General features: G+C 62.1%; 17 protein-coding genes and 1 pseudogene. 10 read left to right on the top strand and 8 right to left on the bottom strand.

Annotation, left to right across the window (positions count from 1 at the left end; translation table 11 throughout):
• Positions 1-448 precede the first annotated feature (448 nt).
• A complete protein-coding gene (locus ASPU41_RS23140; RefSeq protein ID WP_197515878.1) occupies positions 449-952 on the top strand; it encodes an abortive infection family protein in 504 nt (167 codons plus the stop codon).
• A gap of 149 nt (positions 953-1,101) precedes the next feature.
• On the opposite strand, the gene ASPU41_RS20175 is transcribed toward ASPU41_RS23140, so the two are convergent.
• The 3 genes from ASPU41_RS20175 to ASPU41_RS20165 form a co-directional block, all read right to left on the bottom strand.
• Positions 1,102-1,674, bottom strand: coding sequence for an AAA family ATPase (locus tag ASPU41_RS20175; RefSeq protein ID WP_069952880.1), 573 nt, complete (start codon positions 1,672-1,674; stop codon positions 1,102-1,104).
• Between the two features lie 98 nt (positions 1,675-1,772).
• Entirely contained in the window at positions 1,773-4,739 is a 2,967-nt protein-coding gene (locus ASPU41_RS20170; RefSeq protein ID WP_069952879.1) for a Tn3 family transposase, read from the bottom strand.
• A 274-nt stretch (positions 4,740-5,013) separates the two neighbouring features.
• Positions 5,014-5,601 carry a recombinase family protein gene (locus tag ASPU41_RS20165; protein ID WP_069952878.1) on the bottom strand — a complete coding sequence of 196 codons (588 nt, stop codon included), beginning with the start codon at positions 5,599-5,601 and terminating at the stop codon, positions 5,014-5,016.
• A gap of 1,246 nt (positions 5,602-6,847) precedes the next feature.
• On the opposite strand from ASPU41_RS20165, the gene ASPU41_RS20155 reads away from it, so the two are divergent.
• Positions 6,848-7,399 carry a flavin reductase family protein gene (locus ASPU41_RS20155; protein ID WP_069952965.1) on the top strand — a complete coding sequence of 184 codons (552 nt, stop codon included), beginning with the start codon at positions 6,848-6,850 and terminating at the stop codon, positions 7,397-7,399.
• Positions 7,400-7,858: 459 nt separating this feature from the next.
• On the opposite strand, the gene ASPU41_RS20150 is transcribed toward ASPU41_RS20155, so the two are convergent.
• Entirely contained in the window at positions 7,859-8,293 is a 435-nt protein-coding gene (locus ASPU41_RS20150; protein WP_069952876.1) for a hypothetical protein, read from the bottom strand.
• A gap of 241 nt (positions 8,294-8,534) precedes the next feature.
• On the opposite strand from ASPU41_RS20150, the gene ASPU41_RS20145 reads away from it, so the two are divergent.
• The 8 genes from ASPU41_RS20145 (at position 8,535) to ASPU41_RS22330 (ending at position 16,756) form a co-directional block, all read left to right on the top strand.
• The gene (locus tag ASPU41_RS20145) at positions 8,535-8,765 is read left to right on the top strand and encodes a hypothetical protein (protein ID WP_069952875.1); all 231 of its coding nucleotides are present in this window, start codon (positions 8,535-8,537) and stop codon (positions 8,763-8,765) included.
• A gap of 218 nt (positions 8,766-8,983) precedes the next feature.
• Complete coding sequence (locus tag ASPU41_RS20140) at positions 8,984-9,304, top strand: YegP family protein (protein ID WP_069952874.1); 321 nt, start codon at positions 8,984-8,986, stop codon at positions 9,302-9,304.
• A 465-nt stretch (positions 9,305-9,769) separates the two neighbouring features.
• Positions 9,770-12,265, top strand: a complete 2,496-nt coding sequence (locus ASPU41_RS20135) for an ATP-dependent Clp protease ATP-binding subunit (RefSeq protein WP_069952873.1) — start codon at positions 9,770-9,772, stop codon at positions 12,263-12,265.
• Positions 12,266-12,781: 516 nt separating this feature from the next.
• Complete coding sequence (locus ASPU41_RS22850) at positions 12,782-12,943, top strand: hypothetical protein (protein ID WP_157357157.1); 162 nt, start codon at positions 12,782-12,784, stop codon at positions 12,941-12,943.
• On the top strand, positions 12,936-14,684 hold the full coding sequence (locus tag ASPU41_RS20130; RefSeq protein ID WP_069952872.1) for an AAA family ATPase: 1,749 nt from the start codon (positions 12,936-12,938) through the stop codon (positions 14,682-14,684). The genes ASPU41_RS22850 and ASPU41_RS20130 overlap by 8 nt, the downstream gene beginning before the upstream one ends.
• A 34-nt stretch (positions 14,685-14,718) precedes the next feature.
• On the top strand, positions 14,719-15,147 hold the full coding sequence (locus ASPU41_RS20125) for a hypothetical protein (protein ID WP_157357156.1): 429 nt from the start codon (positions 14,719-14,721) through the stop codon (positions 15,145-15,147).
• Positions 15,144-16,151, top strand: coding sequence for a DDE-type integrase/transposase/recombinase (locus tag ASPU41_RS20120; protein WP_083266726.1), 1,008 nt, complete (start codon positions 15,144-15,146; stop codon positions 16,149-16,151). The genes ASPU41_RS20125 and ASPU41_RS20120 overlap by 4 nt, the downstream gene beginning before the upstream one ends.
• On the top strand, positions 16,106-16,756 hold the full coding sequence (locus ASPU41_RS22330) for an AAA family ATPase (RefSeq protein ID WP_083266725.1): 651 nt from the start codon (positions 16,106-16,108) through the stop codon (positions 16,754-16,756). Before ASPU41_RS20120 ends, ASPU41_RS22330 begins: the two co-directional genes overlap by 46 nt.
• 209 nt (positions 16,757-16,965) lie before the next feature.
• On the opposite strand, the pseudogene ASPU41_RS22325 reads toward ASPU41_RS22330, so the two are convergent.
• The 4 genes and pseudogenes from ASPU41_RS22325 to ASPU41_RS20095 all read right to left on the bottom strand — a co-directional run.
• Positions 16,966-17,295 (bottom strand): annotated as a pseudogene (locus ASPU41_RS22325) (integrase core domain-containing protein); the annotation flags it as partial.
• Between the two features lie 90 nt (positions 17,296-17,385).
• A complete protein-coding gene (locus tag ASPU41_RS20105) occupies positions 17,386-18,426 on the bottom strand; it encodes a tyrosine-type recombinase/integrase (protein WP_069952869.1) in 1,041 nt (346 codons plus the stop codon).
• Positions 18,423-19,382, bottom strand: coding sequence for a tyrosine-type recombinase/integrase (locus tag ASPU41_RS20100; protein WP_069952868.1), 960 nt, complete (start codon positions 19,380-19,382; stop codon positions 18,423-18,425). The genes ASPU41_RS20105 and ASPU41_RS20100 overlap by 4 nt, the downstream gene beginning before the upstream one ends.
• Positions 19,382-20,584: a tyrosine-type recombinase/integrase gene (locus ASPU41_RS20095; protein WP_069952867.1), complete on the bottom strand. Its 1,203-nt coding sequence runs from the start codon at positions 20,582-20,584 to the stop codon at positions 19,382-19,384. The genes ASPU41_RS20100 and ASPU41_RS20095 overlap by 1 nt, the downstream gene beginning before the upstream one ends.
• Positions 20,585-20,598 lie beyond the last annotated feature (14 nt).

Here is a 20,598-nt window from a genome sequence, read left to right as displayed (position 1 = left end):
AGACAGCATCAGGATTGGGAGATGAATGAGCGCTTTGAACCTTTTCAAAGACGTCAGGGTGGGTAACCCCTGGAGCATGAATGGAGGGGACGAAACTTGGGTCAGCGAGCTCGACGAGAATCTTGTGCGGACTCTCTTAGAGGGCAGGACCGGGGACCTCAGCGACGTCGCAGGGGCCATGGCACTTCTCACGCTTTCCGATAGCGAGCTCCGCGGGTTCGGAACCGACGGGACCAACAAGCTCAGTGAGCCTCAAATCACGCTCGTCCTTCGTTCCCTTCGGGCGGTCTGCAGTCGTATAGGCATTAATTTGGAGATCCCATTTCGAGATTTCTCCGGCTTTCGTTCTTATTGGATGCGGCGGGGTGCGTCCGGGTCCGGAGGATGGCAGGCGCGACGAGATCTTGTCCATGAACTTTTCGGTGAGGTCTTTCGGAAGCTCGAGACTATGGAGATGCAGCCCCGGGGCCCACGTCTGGAAGAGTCCTCGCTTGCTGGGCTGACGGACCCTGGAGTTATTCAAGAGCATCTTGATCGTCTTCAACGAGCGGTCAATGACGACCTCGCCTTGGCTATCGGCAGCGCAAAGGAACTCATCGAGAGCACAGCCAAAACGGTGCTCATTGAGCGAGGAACGGCCGTAGACGAACGGACAGATTTGCCGGTGCTCGTTAAGGAAGCACAACAGGCGCTTGGCCTCCATCCGTCATCCGCGACCTTGGGGCCAGACGGAACTGAGGCTGTCAGAAAGATTCTCGGAGGTGTTTCGAGTATCGCCATCGGTGTGGCAGAACTGCGCAACCGCGGATATGGGACCGGACACGGCGGCGCGGGAGCACGCGCTGGGCTCAGCAAACGCCATGCTCATCTGGCGGTTAATGCAGCGATCACCTGGTGCCAGCTCATGCTCGATACGCTCACCGATCCGGCCGCTCCATGGCGGCAAACTTGAGCAACAGCTAGTCAAAACCCGTAATTGTTCGGTTTCGAACCGTGCTGAATGCGATAACGGTCGATATCTTTAGTCCCGCTCGTTCAACGCTGTGATGGCGGGGCCAATGCGGTGTGGACACTGTCCGCGACGGGACGGACCGTGTGCTGCTAGGACTCGGGCGACGCTTGTTCAGGAGCAAGTGCGTTCATCAGGTTCGCGTAGGTCTCCTCAGGAGCTCCGTGAGTGCTGTGAATGAGGGTTGCGGATGGGCGCGTATGAAGTCCGTTGCTCAGGCCGTCATACATGGACTCGAGCAGTTGCATGCCGCCGCCTTGTTCCACGATTGCTTTGATCTGCCCGTGCCAGGGAATATCCTGCCCTGCTCCACGGCCAGCGAACCGCGCGACGGAATTCTCTCTTGTGTCCATGATGACAACCTCTTGGAAGCTACTGCCGGTGTCCTCGGCGACGGCCCGGAAGCCCGCGATCTCGTCCTCCGCGTCCAGGAACTGCGGCATGATGACGTCACGGCCTGCGGCGAGGTGAGTGGCAGCCATGCTTACGGCCACGGGGCGGACTATCGCCCCGGTGGCCTGGAAGTCGTCCTGCCACCCGCCAATGAGGCAGCGCACCTGATCGATGTCCAAATTCAATGTGCCCGGGTGGCGATCAGCGTACATTCTGGCCAGCGTTGATTTCCCGATGCCGGGCGGCCCGTTCAAGAGGATCAAGTCAGGCATGACTGGTCCGGGTTGTTAGGGATAGAACTGAAAGCTCCGGTGGTCGCATAGAGGTCAGCCTAGTGGGGGGCGCTTCAGAAAACGGAAAAAATACCACGCTAAGCCTTGGAAGCTGATCGTAGGGGCCTGAATTTGCCCGTGCCGATCCTGGCGCTGCTGCGCCAGGTGTAGTCGCCGGTGAGGTTGATGTGTTCCCAACCCAGTGGTGACAGGTATTGCAGGAGCGCGTCGTGGGATTCCGGGTCCTGGTCGCGTCGCGCGTTTGCGGCTCGTTCGAGGTAGACGGTGTTCCAGAGCACGATGGCGGCGGTGAGGAGATTGAGGCCACTGGCGCGATAGCGTTGCTGCTCGAATCCACGGTCCCGGATTTCGCCGAGCCGGTTGAAGAACACGGCCCTGGCGAGGGCGTTACGTGCCTCGCCCTTGTTGAGCCCGGCGTTTACCCGGCGCCGGAGTTCGACGCTTTGGAGCCAGTCCAGGATGAACAGGGTGCGTTCGATCCGGCCCAGCTCGCGCAGGGCCACCGCCAGGCCGTTCTGGCGGGGGTAGCTGCCGAGCTTGCGCAGCATCAGTGAGGCCGTCACTGTGCCTTGTTTAATCGAGGTGGATAGCCGCAGGATCTCGTCCCAATGGGCGCGGATGGCCTTGGTATTGAGGGCGCCACCAATCAGGGGCTTGAGTGCGCCGTAGGGGGTGTCCCCTTTGGGGATGTACAGCTTGGTCTCGCCCAGGTCGCGGATGCGTGGGGCGAAGCGGAATCCCAGCAGGTGCATCAGGCCGAAGACGTGGTCGGTGAACCCGTTTGTGTCGGTGTAGTGCTCCTCGATGCGCAGGTCCGACTCGTGGTAGAGCAGGCCGTCGAGGACATAGGTTGAGTCGCGGACGCCGACGTTGACGACCTTGGCACTGAAGGGCGAGTACTGGTCCGAGACGTGGGTGTAGAACATCCGCCCGGGATCCGTGCCGTACTTGGGGTTGACGTGGCCGGTGCTTTGGGCCCTGCCGCCGGCCTTGAACCGCTGGCCGTCGGATGACGAGGTGGTCCCGTCGCCCCAGTTCCCGGCGAGAGGTTGCCGGAATTGGGCGTTGACCAGTTCGGCCAGGGCGGTTGAGTAGGTTTCGTCCCGGATGTGCCAGGCCTGCAGCCAGGACAGTTTGGCGTAGGTCGTGCCGGGGCAGGACTCGGCCATCTTGGTCAGCCCGAGGTTGATGCCGTCGGCCAGGATCGTTGTCAGCAGGAGTTTCTTGTCCTTCGCGCTGTCGCCGGTCTTCAGGTGCGTGAAGTGGCGGGTGAAATCTGTCCACCCGTCCACTTCCATGAGCATGTCGGTGATCTTGACGTGCGGCAGCTGCATCGCCGTCTGATCAATCAGTGTTTGCGCCGCGTCGGGGACGGCCGCGTCGAGCGGGGTGATCTTCAACCCGGACCCGGTGATGATGGCGTCGGGCAGGTCGTTGGCTGCGGCCATCCGGTTGACCACCGTCAACTGCTGCTCCAGCAGTGAAAGCCGGCCATGCAGATACTCCTCGCAATCGGTGGCCACGGCCAACGGCAAGCCGCCGGACGCCAACAGATCGCTGAACACCCCCGCCGGGACCAGGTATTCCTCGAAGTCCTTGAACTGGCGCGAGCCCTGCACCCAGACATCGCCCGAGCGCAGCGCATTCTTCAACTCCGACAGCGCACACAGCTCGTAATACCGCCGGTCGACCCCGTCTTCGGTGACGACCAGTTTTGCCCAGCGCGGCTTGACGAATCCCCGTGGCGCATCGTCCGGCACCTTACGGGCGCTATCCGCGTTCATGGTACGCAGCACCTCGATGACCTTGAGCACGTCCTTGGCGGCCGGTGCCGCCCGGAACTTGAGCACGGCCAGGAATTCGGGGGCATAGCGGCGCAGCGTGGCGTAGCTTTCGCCCACGCGGTGCAGGAAGTCGAAGTCCCCGGGCCGGGCAAGCTTTTGCGCCTCGGTCACGCTGGTCGTGAAGGCATCCCACGACAGGACGGACTCGATGGCAGCGAAGGGGTCGGTGCCGCTTTCCTTCGCCTCCAGCAGCGCCTTGCCGATGCTCCCGTACAGGCGCACCTTGTCGTTGATCGCCTTGCCGGACGCCTGGAATTGTTGCTGGTGCCGGTTTTTGGCGGTGTTGAACATCTTGCCGATGATGCGGTCGTGCAGGTCGATGATTTCATCGATGACCGTGGCCGTGCTTTCTACGGCCACCGCGACCAGGGTCGCGTAGCGGCGCTGCGGCTCGAACTTGGCCAGATCAGCCGGCGTCATCTGCCCGCCCTCACGGGCGATCTTCAGCAGACGGTTCTGATGGACCTGCCGTTCGATGCCGGCGGGCAGCTCCAGCGCCTGCCAGGCTTTGAGCCGCTCAATATGTTCGAGCATGTGCCGCGAGTTCGGTTTGACCGGCGACTGGCGCAACCAGGCAAGCCGGGTGGACTTGCCTTCCTCCCTGCGCTTGAGCAGACCATCCAACCGGTGTTTGTGATCATCTGAAAGGTCACCGGTCAATGCCGCGTAGATGCGCCGGTTGGCTTTGGTGATCGCCTCGGCACAAACCCGCTCGATGACATCCGCTGCCGGGACGACGATGCGCTGGCGGCGCAGGCTTTCCACCAGGGCGCCGGCCAGCACGATGCCTTTGTCCGTTTGCAACGCCAGCTCAACCAGCTCATGGACCGCCGCCCGGTACTGGCTCAGTCCGAATAGTTTGAATCCGAAACCCGTTTGCAGCTCGTTGAGATGCTCGTGCCGGGTCTGTTCGCGCCGGCCGTACTCGTCCCAGCTCTCGACCGGAACGCCGAGCTGGGCGGCCACCATGGCCAACACCGGTGGGTCCGGTGTTTGGTCGGTGCCAAGGATGGCGCCGGGAAATCGCAGGTAGCAAAGTTGGATGGCAAAGCCCAACCGATTCTCCGGCTTGCGATGCTGGCGAATGAGGGCCAGATCGGCATCATTGAGGGTGTAGTGCCGGATCAGCTCTTCCTGGCCCTCGGGCAGGGCGAGCAGGGTGTGCCGCTCGGCGGCGGACAGGATTGAACGACGGGGCATTGGCCCTCCTTCTGAAAACCTGGGTTCTCGATAAGCCCGGCCATGCCACCAGTCGGACACGGAGAATCAAGTCATTCACATTTGCCACTGGTAGCCCGGGTCGACGGTTTTCCCAGCGTCCGGACTGCGGTTCCGGGGCCGCACGTGCGGGCTCCTCCGGCGTTGTTTTGAACGTCGGACGGTCTGGGCATCTGCGCCGATGGCTCCGGGGCCGATGGGATTGAGGCAGTCGTGGATGGAGGGTCTGGCCTTCCCAGTTCCATGCCGGTCCCTCTCAGTCCTTCAGCCGGACGTTGGCTTGCTGGTGCCGGTACAGGGTGGCCCGGCTCCAGCCGACGAGTTGGGCGGCCTGTTGTGCGGTTTTTCCTTCGGCACGGGCCGTGGCGACGATCTGGAGCTTTTCGGCGGTGAGGGCGGGGTCGGTCACGGGGCGGCCGAAGATGGTCCCGGCGGCGCGGGCGGCGGTGATGCCGGCGTTGACGCGTTCGACGATGAGTTCGCGTTCGTACTCGGCCAAGGTGGCGAGCATGTTCAGCATCAGGCGTCCGGTATTGGTTTCCGGATCGATGCCGTCGGCGATCGAGCGGACCTTGATTCCCTTGTCCCGGAGCCCGTTGACGGTGTACAGGACATCGAGCAGGGATCGGCCGAGCCGGTCGATGCGCCACACCACGATCGTGTCGCCGCTTTGGGCGTAGCCCATGAGTTTTTGCATGCCGGGGCGGCTTTTGGCTTCCTTGCTTCCGGAGGTCACATCGGAGTAGATGTCCCGGGCCTGGACGCCTGCCGCGGTGAGGGCGTCGCGTTGGAGCTGGTCGTCCTGGCTGGCGGTGCTGATCCGGGTGTATCCGAGAAGTGCCATGACCGTAGTCTGCCCCATAAACCCCTAAAGACGTGCCTGAGACACGGCGCTCTATGAGACGACTTGTCAAGACATTGCCGTTCCGTGCCACGGCGCGAAATTTTCTCTGTCTTCCTGGGGTCGGATCGGGTGTCTTGAAAATCTAAAGCTTTGCAAGACACTCACCGATGTGCCGTTGCTCGGCAACGGCCGTCGAGCCTACCCGCCCAGCCCTCGTCGTCGTCAGGACAGTGCCCAGGCCCAAGAGCTTGTGTGGGCCCGGAACGCAGGAGAGCGCGTCCAGCAGCGTCGCCAGCGTGACGCCCGGGTCCATTGTCACCAGCCCTGGGTGCCGAGTCGGGGCAGGGCTAGCGTGGGATTTTTTCCGTTTCCAGTAACCCGGATGAGATTGACATAGACACAGCATCGGGTTGGTTGACTGTTACTGACGCGCCGTCAAGGGCACCGACGCGGCACTCCGTGAAACGCATCTGTCCCACCGATGGCGGTTCTCAGGCGCTTCGCTGTGCCGCTGCCGTCCCGGATTGATAAGGTCCCACACCTGCCTGTGAGCCGCCGCGCAGCAGGGCCGTCACCGGCCGGGCGCTGCTGCCAGGATAGTCGCCGGGCCCGGCAATGCTGGGGGCCGCGCCCGGTGACCAGACCCGAGGTGCGCGGACACCGTGCAACATCAGGACGGGGCAAGTCTGGTCGAAACTCCTTGTGAAAACCCCGAACGTAGACCCCGCCCGCGGGCAAGGTTTGAAGGACGTGCCGCCGTTCACCGTATGCGGTTACGAACGTTCAGACCATGAGTCCGGGGCCAATCAATGCCTGGACTTCCTCGCTTCGGTTCCTCAAGCGCCGACGCACCGTTGACGAAAAGCCCGCCTCAAGCCGCTCAAAGGCCGTTACTGGCTCGCCGAGGGTTCCTCGGAGCCGTCTTCGGCTTCGGTCTTGTGGCGGGCCTCCTGCTGATGCTCCTCAAGCTTCTGTTCCGCATCCCGGCGACGCTGGCCCACGGTGCGCATCCCCTGGGTGGGCGGCGCTGCCTGATGTTCCCTGCTTGCCGGCGCCCGGTCATTCCTTCCCCCTCCATCAGTGGCGGGGGGCGCCGGACCATTGTTTTCACTTTCGCTCATGCAGGCATGGTCCCACGATGGGGCCACGGGGAAAAGCGGCGCTCAACGCAGAAGGTTGATGCGGGGATGTCCAGTGCAGGGAATAACAGCACTCCTACGGTTCGGCGCGTGAAACGATGTACTTTATGGAGAGTCCAGGGACGTTGGACGCGCACCGCCTTGACGGCGAACAGCCTTCCCAGGCGGACATCGATCTGTACCGCGTGCTCAGCGCGGACATCTCCGCCGGCGTCGCTGTTGTTTCCACATCCCTGCGCAAGCGCGACTACGCGGCAACGGTGACTGCTTTTCTCTCCGTCTCCTATGACCCTCCCACGATGCTGGTCAGCCTCTACGCGGGCTCACGCATCGGCGAAGCGGTCGCCGCGACGGGTACATGGGCGTTGAGTCTGCTGCGCAGCAAACACCAAGGCGCGGCGGACTGGCTGGCCAGTCCAGGGACCCCGGTTGAGGGCCTGCTGGCCCAGGTCCCGTACCGCCGTGGCCCGGCCACCGGATCGGTGATCCTCGACGGATCGATCGCGTACTTCGAGCTGAGAACGGTTGCCATCCATCCGGCAGCTACACATCTGCTCGTCGTAGGAGAGGTAGTCGCGTTGGGCGGTGACGCTCCGGGCTCGGAGGTACCGGATCCGCTCATACATTTTGCCTCCGCCTACCACCGCCTGGCGCCTTAGCAGCTGCCCGCCCAGAAGTACTAACCCGGTACGTTGGTGACGCGTTTGGTGGGTGAGGCGACTTTTGAGCGCCGTGTGGGGCCTGTTCTGATTGTAGTGCTCGATGAAGTCCTCGCCTGGGGGCGGTGCCGAAACCACAGTTCCAGCAGAGTGAAGTGGTGACATCGCCGTCGTCGTGGCAGGCGGCGCCGACGAGGGAACCGTTGCTACCGACGCTTCCCGCCGGGCGTTCAAGTTTTTGTTCAGCGTCCTTGCGCCGTTGCCCCATAGCCTGCAGCTGTTCTCTGGTCAGGATCTCCTGATGGTGACTGTGTCCGGTGTCGGCGTAACCGCGGGCGGGACGGCCCGCCGAGCGGGAGTCGTTCTGATTCATGCGGGAATCGTCTCATGCCGGGCACTGTCGGCACAGCGCCGCCGGCCGCCCCGGGACGTGCCATAACTGTTCATGTGGATCCGGGTTCAGTCCGGTATTTCCATCTGGAAGCCACAGGAGCATTTCAGAACCCGGGTGCGGAGATAGACGTCCAGAACGGGTTCGCTGGACTGTTCGGTGCTCATCGGGGCATAGATGCTGTGCTCGTCGGAACCGGCGGTGTGCATGGGTTCACCGCAGTGGATATACGCTCCGCCGAACTGCAAAATTCCCGGCGTCCTCGCCGGGCCCGGCCGGTTGAGGATGGCTGCGGCCTGCGCAACGGTGGCGGCGTGGGCGTAGAGGAAATCGCAGCCCACGCAGGTGTAGGAGACCTCGACCAGTTCTTGTTCAGGAGGAGAGGGCTGCTCGATGGCATCGATGGCCAGGTGCTGGTCCGTGCGGCACCTGGGGCACCACAGCCGCTGCCCGTAGGGCTGCCGGGAATTGCCGGGCCTGTGGGCATGGGAGATGGTCGACATTGACGTGCTCCTTAATCGTGGAGAGCTTCGGCCTGTCTGTGGGGCTGTACCCCGCAGACCCAGGCAATGAGCTGTGTTCCGGACTTCAGGCTAATCCCGGACGCAGAACCTGACAAGGAAACCCGTCACTCCCCTTCGCCGTCCGGGAAGCCGGTTGATGGCCCCCTGCCACCGGGCTTGCCTTGCCCGGAGCCCTCAGGAGCACCTGTCGTTCCCCGGCGGCCTGTGGCATGCTTCCACCATGCCGTTCTACCTTGAGTACACCGCCAATCAGAATGCCGAGATCCGCTCGGCCGTGGACGGCAGCGACCTCCACGAGGCCCTCGTCAGGGCTGTCGGCGCGGTGCGGGAGGCCGGCTGCAGAACAGCGTTGCTGCGCTTCAGCCCCGAGCCCAGCCGCGCCTTCGGTGGCGGCGATGTGGTCGCCGGCTACACCGAAACCGACGGCTGGGAAATCCCGGAACAGGCCTGAATCAGCGGGTGACCAGTCCCTGGCGCTAAAACTTCTACTGGCCGGTACCCGGTTTCCCGGGTAGCTTTGGGGGCGGACGTGTGGCCTGCTTCACACTTTTCGCCATCCGAGATTCCGTGCCTTTACCAGACCGTCGGGGCGGCAGCCCAGCGCCGTGTTTCCGCCCCGACGACAAACCATCGCAGCCAAGGCGGGCGGTCACCGCCGGGAGGAGACCCATGGCAGGCATGTTCGAACTCTTCAACGACGAAGACTCGGGCTTCAGATTCAGCATCACGGCACCCGACGGGACGGTGATGGCAGTCTCCCGGAGTTTTCCCGACAAGCAGTCCGCCGTCACCGGAATCCGGGACGTCCGCGAATACGCCGGAATGGGCCACATCACCGACAGGTGCCCGGCTCCTTCCGCCGACACGGCAGCCGGGCCCGTACCCTCGCCGGATCACAGAACCAGGACCGCCGCCCCCGGCCGTCCCGGTACACGGCCCACCCACTCCCTGGCCCGTCCCCGCGCCCCCGCCATCACCACAGCCGCCTGAGCGGCCGGCCGGGACCTGGCCCGGACTCCATAAGCCTCTTTCGGCGCCGCCGCTTGGTCCGTCTTCTCGGGGATGGTGGCCCCGATCCCGGAACCGGAAATGACGATGTTCAGCTGGCAGACTCCAACCGTCGTCTGCCTCACGTCTCAAATACGACCGATTACGGCGCGCGGAAGTCAGCGGATGACGAAGGCACCGGATGCGCTGCCTGGGCCCACTGCATCTTAAGAGTCGACGCTGGAACCGATTCGCTGCGGTTCCGCATTGGTGCGCGCACACTACAGGAGGTGTCATTGCGGCGGAGGTCACTTGCTGTGGCTCGCCAGATAGCGGTGTGAAAGCCTGCCCCTTACCCGGGAAGGTCACATGAATCTGGCTCTGTAATATCCTGCCTGCCGCGAACACCCCCAAGGGGGCCTGAGGCGACGTAGCATCAAGGCAGGCGGCAGCCAGGAGTGTGGCGAAATGTTTGAGCGATTTACGGACCGTGCCCGTCGCGTGGTTGTGCTTGCCCAGGAAGAGGCACGCATGCTGAACCACGGTTACATTGGTACCGAACACATCCTCTTGGGTCTGATCCGCGAGGGTGAAGGTGTTGCCGCCAAAGCCCTTGAGACCTTGGGTATCTCGCTCGAGGGCGTCCGCGAGCAGGTGCAGGAGATCATCGGCCCGGGCCAGCAGTCCCCCTCCGGCCACATCCCCTTCACGCCGCGCGCCAAGAAGGTGCTGGAACTCGCCCTGCGCGAGGCCCTGCAGCTGGGACACAACTACATCGGCACCGAGCACATCCTGCTCGGCCTCATCCGCGAGGATGAAGGTATTGCCGCCCAGGTGCTGGTCAAGCTCGGCGCTGACCTGAACCGGGTCCGCCAGCAGGTCATCCAGCTGCTGTCCGGTTATCAGGGCAAGGAAACCACCGGCGCCGGCGTCGGCCAGGACCAGGCTGAAGCGACTCCGGCCGGTTCCGTGGTGCTGGACCAGTTCGGCCGCAACCTGACCCAGGCTGCGCGGGAGAACAAGCTTGACCCGGTGATCGGTCGCGAATCCGAGATGGAACGCGTCATGCAGGTCCTGTCCCGCCGGACCAAGAACAACCCTGTGCTGATCGGTGAGCCGGGCGTCGGCAAGACCGCCGTCGTCGAGGGCCTGGCCCAGGCAATTGTCCGCGGCGACGTCCCGGAGACTCTCAAGGACAAGCAGCTGTACACGCTGGACCTGGGCTCCGTGGTTGCCGGTTCCCGGTACCGCGGTGACTTCGAGGAGCGGCTGAAGAAGGTCCTGAAGGAGATCCGCACCCGCGGGGATATTCTTTTGTTCATTGATGAGATCCACACCCTTGTCGGTGCCGGTGCGGCCGAGGGTGCGATCGATGCGGCTTCGATCCTGAAGCCGTTGCTGGCCCGGGGCGAGCTGCAGACCATTGGTGCGACCACGCTCGATGACTACCGCAAGCACATCGAGAAGGATGCTGCCCTGGAGCGCCGCTTCCAGCCGATCCAGGTCCCGGAACCCTCCGTGGCCGACGCAATCGAGATCCTCAAGGGCCTTCGTGACCGGTACGAGGCACACCACCGGGTCACCATCACCGACGGCGCGCTGGTCGCCGCCGCGAACCTCTCGGAGCGTTACATCTCGGACCGCTTCCTGCCGGACAAGGCCATCGACCTGATCGATGAGGCTGGCGCCCGGCTGCGTATCCGGCGCATGAGCGCACCGCCGGAGCTCAAGGCGATGGACGAGCGCATCGCTTCTCTGAAAATGGAGAAGGAGTCCGCGTTGGATGCGGAGGACTACGAAGGTGCCGCAGCGCTGCGCGACCAGGAGCAGAAGCTCGTCGCCGTGCGCAGACAGAAGGAACGCCACTGGAAGACCGGCGGCATGGACGATATCTCCGAAGTTGATGAGGAACTGATCGCCGAGGTGCTGGCGAATTCCACCGGCATCCCGGTGTTCAAGCTCACTGAGGAGGAGTCCTCCCGCCTGCTGAAGATGGAAGACGAGCTGCACATGCGCGTCGTGGGCCAGGAGGAGGCGATTAGGTCCGTTTCGCGGGCTATCCGCCGCACCCGTGCCGGCCTCAAGGACCCGAAGCGTCCCGGCGGCTCGTTCATCTTCGCCGGCCCCACCGGCGTCGGCAAAACCGAGCTCGCCAAGGCACTTGCCGAGTTCCTGTTCGGCGAGGAGGACGCCCTGATCACCCTGGACATGTCCGAATACTCCGAGAAGCACACGGTGTCGCGGCTCTTCGGTGCCCCTCCCGGGTACGTGGGCTACGACGAGGGCGGGCAGCTGACCGAGAAGGTCCGGCGTCGTCCGTTCTCCGTGGTGCTCTTCGACGAAGTCGAGAAGGCCCACGCCGACCTCTTCAACTCACTGCTGCAGATCATGGAAGACGGCCGCCTGACCGACTCCCATGGCCGGGTGGTGGACTTCAAGAACACGGTGATCATCATGACCACCAACCTCGGCACCCGCGACATCTCCAAGAGCGTGGCCACCGGCTTCCAATCCGGCACGGACACGCAGACCGGCTACAACCGGATGCGCGCCCGCGTCACGGAGGAGCTCAAGGCCCACTTCCGCCCCGAGTTCCTGAACCGGGTTGACGACGTCATCGTCTTCCCACAGCTGACCCAGGACGAGATCATCGAGATCGTGGACATGTTCGTGGGCCGGCTGGAGAAGCGGCTGGCGGACAAGGACATGGGCATCGAGCTCACGCCCGCGGCCAAGGTGCTCCTGGCAACCCGCGGCTACGACCCGGCCATGGGTGCCCGGCCGCTGCGCCGCACCATCCAGCGCGAGATCGAGGACCAGCTCTCCGAGAAGATCCTCCTCGGCGAGCTGCACGCCGGCGACATCGTGGTGGTGGATGTGGACGGCGAAGGCGAGGACGCCAGGTTCACCTTCGCCGGAAACTCCAAGCCGCGGATCCCGGACGCACTGCCCGCCGCGAGCTAAACGGAAAACCGCCGCTGGCCACCGCCGAGGCGGGCTGAAATCTGGTGTCTCACCTCATTGTCCTGCAGGCCGCACAGGATCGGCACAGGCAAATTCATGCCCCATACGATCACCTTCCAAGGCTTAGCGTGGTATTTTTTCCGTTTTCTGAAGCGCCCCGTAGTGGCCGCCCACGCCTCAACGGTGCGGGCGCTTGGCCAACAATCGATGCCGGCTCCCGCGCCCCCACCGCCGGCTACCCGGCTCCCGTCCGCTTCGTGGATGGACTAGACGTCGGTTCGTCCACCACGCTGTAACCGGAGCCCCGGACCTTCATGGAATACATGACGGACAGCAGCCGGAGGACCCAAGATATCGGTCGTATTTGACGGGTGCAGATTCGTTTTTGTGCGGTCCGAGATATAGCCGCTCCCCGGCCCATCGAATTCTCACCGGTACCAATTCCTGATTCTCTCCCGTGAGTCGCCCGGCGTTGTATGTAAATCCGATGGAGAATCTGATCGAAAGGAGCAAACATTGCCCACCAAAGTTCAGGTTCAGTTCAATCCTCTCGGCGCGGCGGTCCCTGCAGAACGTAGGAACCAGGCGGGTTTCACGAGGCTCGACATCGTGAAACTTCACACCGAGATTATGAAGATATCGACGTTCCTCCCCGCAGGCGGCATCATCGATGCTTGATGCGCTGCAGTTGAGGGGCACTCCCGCATTTGGCTCAGAAGGTGACACCACCATTGGTCCGCTCACACCGGTCACTTTCATTTTCGGCGCGAACGGATCCGGCAAGACAACTATCAGCCGCGCATTCGCTGACCCAGGTCGCTTCCCAGGGACCGAGCTCGTATGGAGTCCGCAAACGGACGCGCACGACATCAAGGTCTACAACCGTGACTACGTCACCAATACCCTGAAGCAGGCCGCGAATCTTCCTGGGGTGTTCACGCTCGGTGTGACGAACGGCAATCTACGGGCTGAGATTGACGAGCTGACCACGCCCTCCGGGATCATAAGCACCACGAAAAAACGACTCGGACAGCTTCGCGACGATCTAGCGAAAAAGCAGGCGGAGATCGAAATTGCTAGGGACACGCTAAAAGACGCTGCTTGGAGCAAGCGCACTGAAGTCCCGTCCGGGCTCCGACAGATGTTTGTCGGATTCAGCAACAACAAGGAGAAGCTGCTCAACCGGCTACTCCAAGCCGCGACCGAGAACAAATCGTCTGCCGAGAGTTTCGATGCGTTGGAAACCGAAGCGACGGCTGTACTGGATGAGGGAGCCGCTCAGATTGCGGAAATTCCTCTTGGACGACATATCCGTCTCGAAGATGAGCCCGGATTCTTCCTTCTCGCAACTCCAGTTGTTGGCAGTACTGACGTGCACCTTGCACCGTTGATCCAACAGCTTCAGAACGCAGATTGGGTAGAGCATGGGCGTCACTATCTAGACAAGGCCGCGGACGTATGCCCCTTTTGCCAGCAGAGGGTTCCAGCCGACCTCATCGAGCAACTGGACGCCTACTTCGATAGACGATATGCGCAGCAGATAGAGCAGTTGAAAGGGTTGCAGCGGCACGCCCGGTCCTGGGTCGACGCCTGGCAAATCTACTTTGACGACGTCCTGGGGCACCCGAGGGTGGCGGATCATCTCAACGCCGAGCGTTTCCACGCAGCACGGCTAGAACTTGAGCAAGCACTTGAGCAAATGGCATTGACACTCGCGACCAAACTGAGCGGGCCGTCCGCCATCGTGACCACCGTGTATCCCGCTGCCGAGGTGGATGCAGTGAATACCCTCGTGGAGGAGGCCAACGCCTCCATAAGAACGTTTAATCAGCGCCTGCAGAACCGAGCAACCGCAAAAAAGGCACTCATTGACCGCTGCTGGATCAGCTTCGCCCATATAACACTAGGAACAGAAGTGGCACACCTTGAAGGTGCCATGCCTGGCTTGGTCAAAGGCAAGGAAGGACTGGAAGCCAAGATCGCATTGCAGGACAGCACCCTACAAGCGAAGGAGGCACGCCTCCGTGAACTCCAAGCAAAGATCACCTCCAGCCGACCGATTATCACCACCATCAACAGTCTCTTGAAATCGGTCGGCTTCCACAGCTTTTGGCTGAAGCCATCCACCGCCGTGAAAGACGGATACTCGCTGGTGCGCGAGAACGGCGAGATCGCTTCCGACACTCTCAGCGAAGGCGAGCAGACATTCATCACATTCCTGTACTTCGCACAGTCACTTCACGGCACACCTCAGGACAGCAACGAGCGAAACGAACTTGTCGCAGTCATCGACGATCCGATCTCGAGCCTCGATAGCGAAGTGCTCTACTCCGTGTCGACGCTCGTTCGGCGCATAGTCGCTGACATCGCCGGCCCTGTCTGTCAGCATTGGGTGAGACACCGCCACTTTTCCCACTGACTCCTTAAGGGCGAGATTTGGAAACCGATTTCCTGTGACCACCGCACTTGCTTCCCCCACTGCCATCACCGATGGTGGAGCCATGGCCGATCCCGAAAAACCCAGGGCAGAGAGGCCCCTCCGCCGCTCCTTCACCCCGGGGGAGAAACTCTCGATCCTGGAAACCTACGAGTCCCTCGACGGACCCGGGGCCAAGGGCGCCTTCCTGCGCCGCGAGGGCTTGTTCTCCTCCCAGATCACCACCTGGCGCCGGGCCCGGGACGCCGTCGCCCTTACCGGCCTCGCCACCGCCGCCAGGCCCGCAAAGAAGCACAGCCCCGAGGCCCAGCTTGAGGCCATGAAGTCCCGCGCCGAACGGGCCGAAGCGAAACTCGCACGGACTGAGGAGGCGTTGAGCGTGATGGGAAAATTACACGCTCTCTTGGAGGGCATCTCCTCGAGAGCGGACAACGAGAAGCCGTGAGCGCCGCCGTGGACGGGGCCTTCGTCGGACTTGATGGGCTGTTGCCCGTAAGGGCCATCTGTGCCCTCACGGGACGGTCCCCGGCCACACACTACCGCTCTCTGGCCCCGAGGGTACACGGACCCAAACCCCGGCGCCCGGCACCGGTAAACAAGCTCACCGATGAAGAGGTCGTACAGGTGTTGGACCGGTTGAACAGCGAGGAATTCGCCGACAAGGCCCCGGCCCAGGTCGGGGCGATCCTGCTGGACCAGGGCACCTACCTGTGCTCGGAATCAAGCATGTACCGCATCCTGCGCGGCCACGGCCAGGTGCGTGAACGCCGCCGCCAGGCCACCCATCCGGCAAAGAAGAAACCCGAACTCGTCGCGGCGCAACCCAACGACGTCTGGTCCTGGGACATCACCAAACTCCCCAGCCCGATCAGGGGCGTCTACTACGATTTGATGGTCATCATCGACCTGTTCTCCCGCTACGTCGTGCACTGGCACATCACCACCCGCGAGTCCGGGCTGGGCTCCAAGGAGTTCATCGCCGATGCCGTGATGATCCACGGCACGCCCGGGGTCATCCACGCCGACCGGGGGACGTCCATGACGTCCAAACCGGTCGCCGACCTGATGATCGACCTTGGCATCGACCGGTCCCATTCCAGGCCCCGCGTGTCCAACGACAACCCGTACTCCGAGGCGGCGTTCAAGACCACGAAGTACCACCACACCTACCCCGGCCGGTTCGGTTCCCGCCAGGACGCCATCGCCTGGGCCAACGGTTTTTTCCTTTACTACAATTTCGAACACCGCCATTCCGGGATCGGGCTCCACACCCCGGCCTCGGTCTTTGACGGCACCTACATGGCGATCCACGCCCGCCGCGCCACTGTCCTGCAGAATGCCTACACCGCCACCCCGCACCGCTTCAGCAGAACGCCACTGCCGCCGGCAGGCCCCTCAGCTGCGTGGATCAACCAGCCACAGCAAAGCGAGGTCGCTGCACACGCCTAACCAAAACACGGTGTCTCAATCGGCTTGACAGATTCCGCGGCGGCAAGGGCCGAGTTCGGCAGCTGGTCCTGCTGACGCACAACGCGTACTTCCACAAAGAAGTCACATATAAGGCCCGAGGCGAAAAGAACAGCGGATGGCAGTACGGGATTGTCCGGAAGCGGAGCGACAAACCGAGCGAGTTTTCCCTGGATACGAAAAACCCGATTCAGACTGCTTACGCCTCGTTGTGGGCAGAGGTCAAACAGTCATCGCAGGATCCATCCTCATCGGTGGGGGGTCTCCAAAACATTCTGCGCAGGATCCTTGAAACGTACTTCAATGTGCTCGGTGGTGTAGACAACTCCTCGATAATAGAAAAGTTTAAGGGTGAGGATCAAGCCGTCTGCCGCGCTTTGTTCTCCTGGATAAATGCCGGTTCACACGCGATTTTTGATGACCTTGACTACTCACCCACAGCAACAACAATCGAGACGAATCTGAGCGTGTTCCGCCGAATCTTCGAGGCACAAAACCAAGAAGGGCACTACCTAATGATGATGGGCCTGTCGACGGACCCGTCGACGACGAAGGAGGAGACGCTAGACATCGACGAAGCGGCGTAAACGCCGCCAGACCTCGTCGGATAAAAGGGTTAGACACCCTTAAAGCGCAGGGCCGGCACAGATAAAAGTGTGCCGGCCCTGCCTGGGTTCCCTCTGCAAAGACATCTGTGTCAGTCCGTGGAGTTGGCCATCAAACGATGGACCAACAACACGTCCGGCAAGAACTGGGCTGCTGCGGGGATCTCGGACAGCGGAATGAGTGGATTCTTCTACGCTGCCAAGGCTGGCTGTTGATAACCATAGTGGACTTCGTTGGGCCGGCGGTAACCGAGCGCGGAGTGACGGCGCCGGCTGTTGTAAAACCCCTCGATATAGCGAATGACGTCGCTCCGGGCTTGTGATTTAGTCGCGTAAACGGTCCGATATACACGTTCGTTTTTCAGGGCAGAGAAGAACGATTCGGCCATGCTGTTGTCCCAGCACACGCCGGTGCGTCCCATCGAGGAGCGCATGCCCAGACCGGCCACCAGGGCCCTGAAATCGGTCGAGGTATACACGCTGCCCCGATCGCTGTTAAGCCGAATTCGGCTTAACTCCGATTATGCCGAGAAAACCGTTAAGCCGAGGTTGCGGCTTCTGCTCTTGTGATTCCTGGGTCACTGACCCGTTCCTCGGCTTAATGTTTGGTGTTATTTCAGTGAGTAGAGCAGTTGAAGTTCATCGTCGCTGAGCACATCGGTGCTCGTTTCGCCGATTGCAGGGGTGGCCGCTTTCATCGCTGCCCGCATCATGTCGAGGGTGGCGAAGGCGTAGAACGCCGAGGTGGTGCTCATGCTTTCGTGTCCGAGCAGCTGCATGATGATCGGCAACGGTATGCCTTGCTTATAGAGGTCCATGGCCTTGGTCTTCCGCAGCATGTGGCAGTGGAGATTGCCCGGGACCGAAGGGCACCATTCGCGGGCGACGTCCCCGGCTTTCTTGAGCACCGCGGCAACGGTGTCGCTGGAAGGGGCAATCGGTTGACCGCGGTGGAAGCTATAAAACAGGGGCCGCGTCGCGGGCCGGTTTGCGCGTTGCGGGTGGAACTCGTCGAGATAGACCTTCAGGTGTTCCACGGTCTTCTCGCCCAAGGGGACGACGCGGCTCTTATCCCGTTTGCCCGTGAGGGTCAGGTGGGCCGGTCTTGTCAGTGCCAGGTCGTCAATGGTTAGCGCGGTGATCTCGCCGACGCGGGCACCGCTGTCGTAGAGCAGGATGAGCAGCATGCGGTTCCGGCGTGACTTCACGTCGTTGCCGTCGTAGGCGGCGAGAATCGCTGCCGTCTCGTTCTCTTGGAGGTATTCGATGGGTTTGCGCGGTGTGGTTGGTGCCTTGATGTTCTTGGCAGCCTGGTAAACAGCGACCAGGGTGAGGTCTTCCGCGGACGCGAAATTCAGGAAGGCCTTGACGGCGCTCAGGCGCAGGCCGATGGTTGCGGGCAGGTATTTCTTGGTTTGCCGCATCCATACCAGCCAGTCCTTGAGGAATTGCCGGTCGAAGTGATCAAAGCCGATGTTCTGGCGGCGGACCTGCTTCTCCGTGACCAGGTAATGGAGGTAGCTTTCCAGACTGATCCGGTATGCCTCGATGCTGCGCGGCGCCATTTCCCTGACGTTGGGCAGGAAGTCGTGCAGGTAGTTCCGTGCGTAACCCCAGAAATCAGGTGCCGGTTCGTGGGTTGTGCGTTTCATTCGAATCCCACCTCGGGGAACACGCCTGGGCCGTCGTGGGTGAGTGCTGCGTAGCCATCCATGAAGTCCGGTGATGTGTGGATGTAGTAGAAGGTGCTGTCCAGCGATGCATGCCCCATATACCGGGCGAGGTAGGGCAGCATCGCATTGACGTCGGTGCCTTCGGCCATCCATCGTTCGATGTTGGCGTAGGCGAAATGGTGGCGGAAGGAGTAGGGGTGAGGCTGTCTGCCACCAACTGCCCGTGGCAACCCGGCTTGGTCCCAGATTCGGTTAAACGTGACCCCGATCGATGCCGGTGATACCGGGGCTGCGGTCGAGGAGACGAAGAACCCGGGACGTTGTTGCCCGAACCTCTTGCGGGATGTCCGGTCGCAGTCTGCGAGGACATCGATGACCTGGCCCGTGATTGGCAGGCGCCGGCTCCTGTTGGCCTTGGACCACAGGACATCGATCTCCCCTTTATCGAGGTCAACATCCCGGGGTTGCAGCCTGCGGGTTTCGCAGGTCCGAAGCCCGCACGAGTGCATCAGCGCAAAAAAGGCGACGGACTGCCATTTCCACGGCGAAGTGGTCTCCAGCTCGGTAGCGGATTGGAAGAACAACGAGATTTCCTCGCGGCTCAACAAGTAGGGCTGGGAGCGGAAGAAGCCGCTCTTCCAGGACTCGGCAAGCACATACGCTTCCGGGTTGTCGTGGGTCCGCATCCAACGGCCGAAATCCCTGATGTATGACATCCAGGACGGGCTGGAGCCCGGCTGGGAGGACTTCTTGAACATGACCCAACCTTCTACGGCCTGCTGGTCGAAAGACGCCACCTGGTGTTCCGTGCAGTAGGTGTCGAAACTGCGCAAGTACCAGATGCGCGAATCGCCGTAGCAGCCCATGCCCTGTTTGAAGGCGAGATACCGCGTCAGTTCCCGGGCGAACACGCTGGTGAATTTATACGTGCTCATCACACTGCCCCTTCCGGCAGCGGAAGGACGCATGAGCGCAACCGCTCGGTATCCGCGCTCAGATACACATTGGTCGAGTCACTGTGGGCATGGCCGAGGATCGCCGAGATCGTCGGCAACGCGGTGCCTGCCTGCAACAGCTTGGACGCCGCGTTGTAGCGAAGGGCACGCGTTCCAACCTTCACATCCGCCACCCCGGAAGCATGAAAGACCTTGTTGACAACCACGTAAATCGCCGCATGGTCAGCCAAGGCAACATGCGGAGCCTTCAGCCTCAAGAAGACTTCCTCCTCGGCGGAGACCGGCCGCTCGTCAAGCACGTAGTGCCCAAGCTTGGCCAGGATCAGTGGCGGTAACGGCAGGGTCAGTGGGTTGCCGGTCTTTTGTTGCACGATTCCGATCGTGCCGCCCCGCCAGTCGATGTCCGCCAGCCGCAGGCCGCGGATATCGCACGCACGAAGACCGGTGGACAACGCGAGCAACGCAATCGCCGCGTCCTGTGAGGACACCAATCCTTGCCGGCAGGCGTCAACAACTTCTCCTTCAACTCCGGAATCGAGCAAGGCAACAATCTCGTGGTGCCGTCTCGCCCGGACCAGTGCCAATGCATCGAGCAGATCCGTGCGGGATGTGAATTTCAGGAACGGGCGGAAACTGGCCACCGCCGACCACATGCTCGAATCAGCCCACCGGCTTCGAAGAGACTCGAGAAATGCCAGGACACTGGATCCGTCGGCGTCATCCCACGAGGAAATCCCGCAAGCCTCCAAGAAGATCAGATACTCGCAGGCCAATCCGCCGAAACAATCTTGTGTGGAACGCGCGAGGCCACGCTGCTCCATGTCCTGGGACCACGACACCAGTAGCTTGGAGAATTCCGGGCTGCTGGGCTTTTCCTTCTGCCTGCCCCGGGGCCTCATGGAAAGATCCACGGTGCCGGTAAGCACATAGGAGTCAAATAACCACACCAAGCGGCCGTAATCGGTATGGCGCTGGGCGCTGTACCGCCCGGTCCGCGGGCTCGTCGTCATCGAGGCGAATTCCGCACCCAGCTTGCTTGTATAGAAGCCATCTTGTTTCTTGGCCAGAACACCCAGCCATTTGATGGACTTGCGAACCTGGCCGATCGTGGACTGCATATAGCCGGCGTCTTCCAACGCGGCCACAACGACATCTCCGATGGCCGTGACTGTCGTAACCATTGCCTTGTCCTTCT

The sequence above is a fragment of the Arthrobacter sp. U41 genome (genome assembly GCF_001750145.1).
Lineage (GTDB): Bacteria > Actinomycetota > Actinomycetes > Actinomycetales > Micrococcaceae > Arthrobacter.
This window is presented reverse-complemented; position numbering and strand designations above follow the sequence as displayed.

Coding starts and splice junctions, on each gene's coding strand:
- ASPU41_RS23140 (WP_197515878.1), top strand. CDS start 449: ATGGAGATGCAGCCCCGGGGCCCACGTCTGGAAGAGTCCTCGCTTGCT.
- ASPU41_RS20175 (WP_069952880.1), bottom strand. CDS start 1,674: ATGCCTGACTTGATCCTCTTGAACGGGCCGCCCGGCATCGGGAAATCA.
- ASPU41_RS20170 (WP_069952879.1), bottom strand. CDS start 4,739: ATGCCCCGTCGTTCAATCCTGTCCGCCGCCGAGCGGCACACCCTGCTC.
- ASPU41_RS20165 (WP_069952878.1), bottom strand. CDS start 5,601: ATGGCACTTCTCGGATACACCCGGATCAGCACCGCCAGCCAGGACGAC.
- ASPU41_RS20155 (WP_069952965.1), top strand. CDS start 6,848: ATGGAGAGTCCAGGGACGTTGGACGCGCACCGCCTTGACGGCGAACAG.
- ASPU41_RS20150 (WP_069952876.1), bottom strand. CDS start 8,293: ATGTCGACCATCTCCCATGCCCACAGGCCCGGCAATTCCCGGCAGCCC.
- ASPU41_RS20145 (WP_069952875.1), top strand. CDS start 8,535: ATGCCGTTCTACCTTGAGTACACCGCCAATCAGAATGCCGAGATCCGC.
- ASPU41_RS20140 (WP_069952874.1), top strand. CDS start 8,984: ATGGCAGGCATGTTCGAACTCTTCAACGACGAAGACTCGGGCTTCAGA.
- ASPU41_RS20135 (WP_069952873.1), top strand. CDS start 9,770: ATGTTTGAGCGATTTACGGACCGTGCCCGTCGCGTGGTTGTGCTTGCC.
- ASPU41_RS20130 (WP_069952872.1), top strand. CDS start 12,936: ATGCTTGATGCGCTGCAGTTGAGGGGCACTCCCGCATTTGGCTCAGAA.
- ASPU41_RS20105 (WP_069952869.1), bottom strand. CDS start 18,426: ATGAAACGCACAACCCACGAACCGGCACCTGATTTCTGGGGTTACGCA.
- ASPU41_RS20100 (WP_069952868.1), bottom strand. CDS start 19,382: ATGAGCACGTATAAATTCACCAGCGTGTTCGCCCGGGAACTGACGCGG.
- ASPU41_RS20095 (WP_069952867.1), bottom strand. CDS start 20,584: ATGGTTACGACAGTCACGGCCATCGGAGATGTCGTTGTGGCCGCGTTG.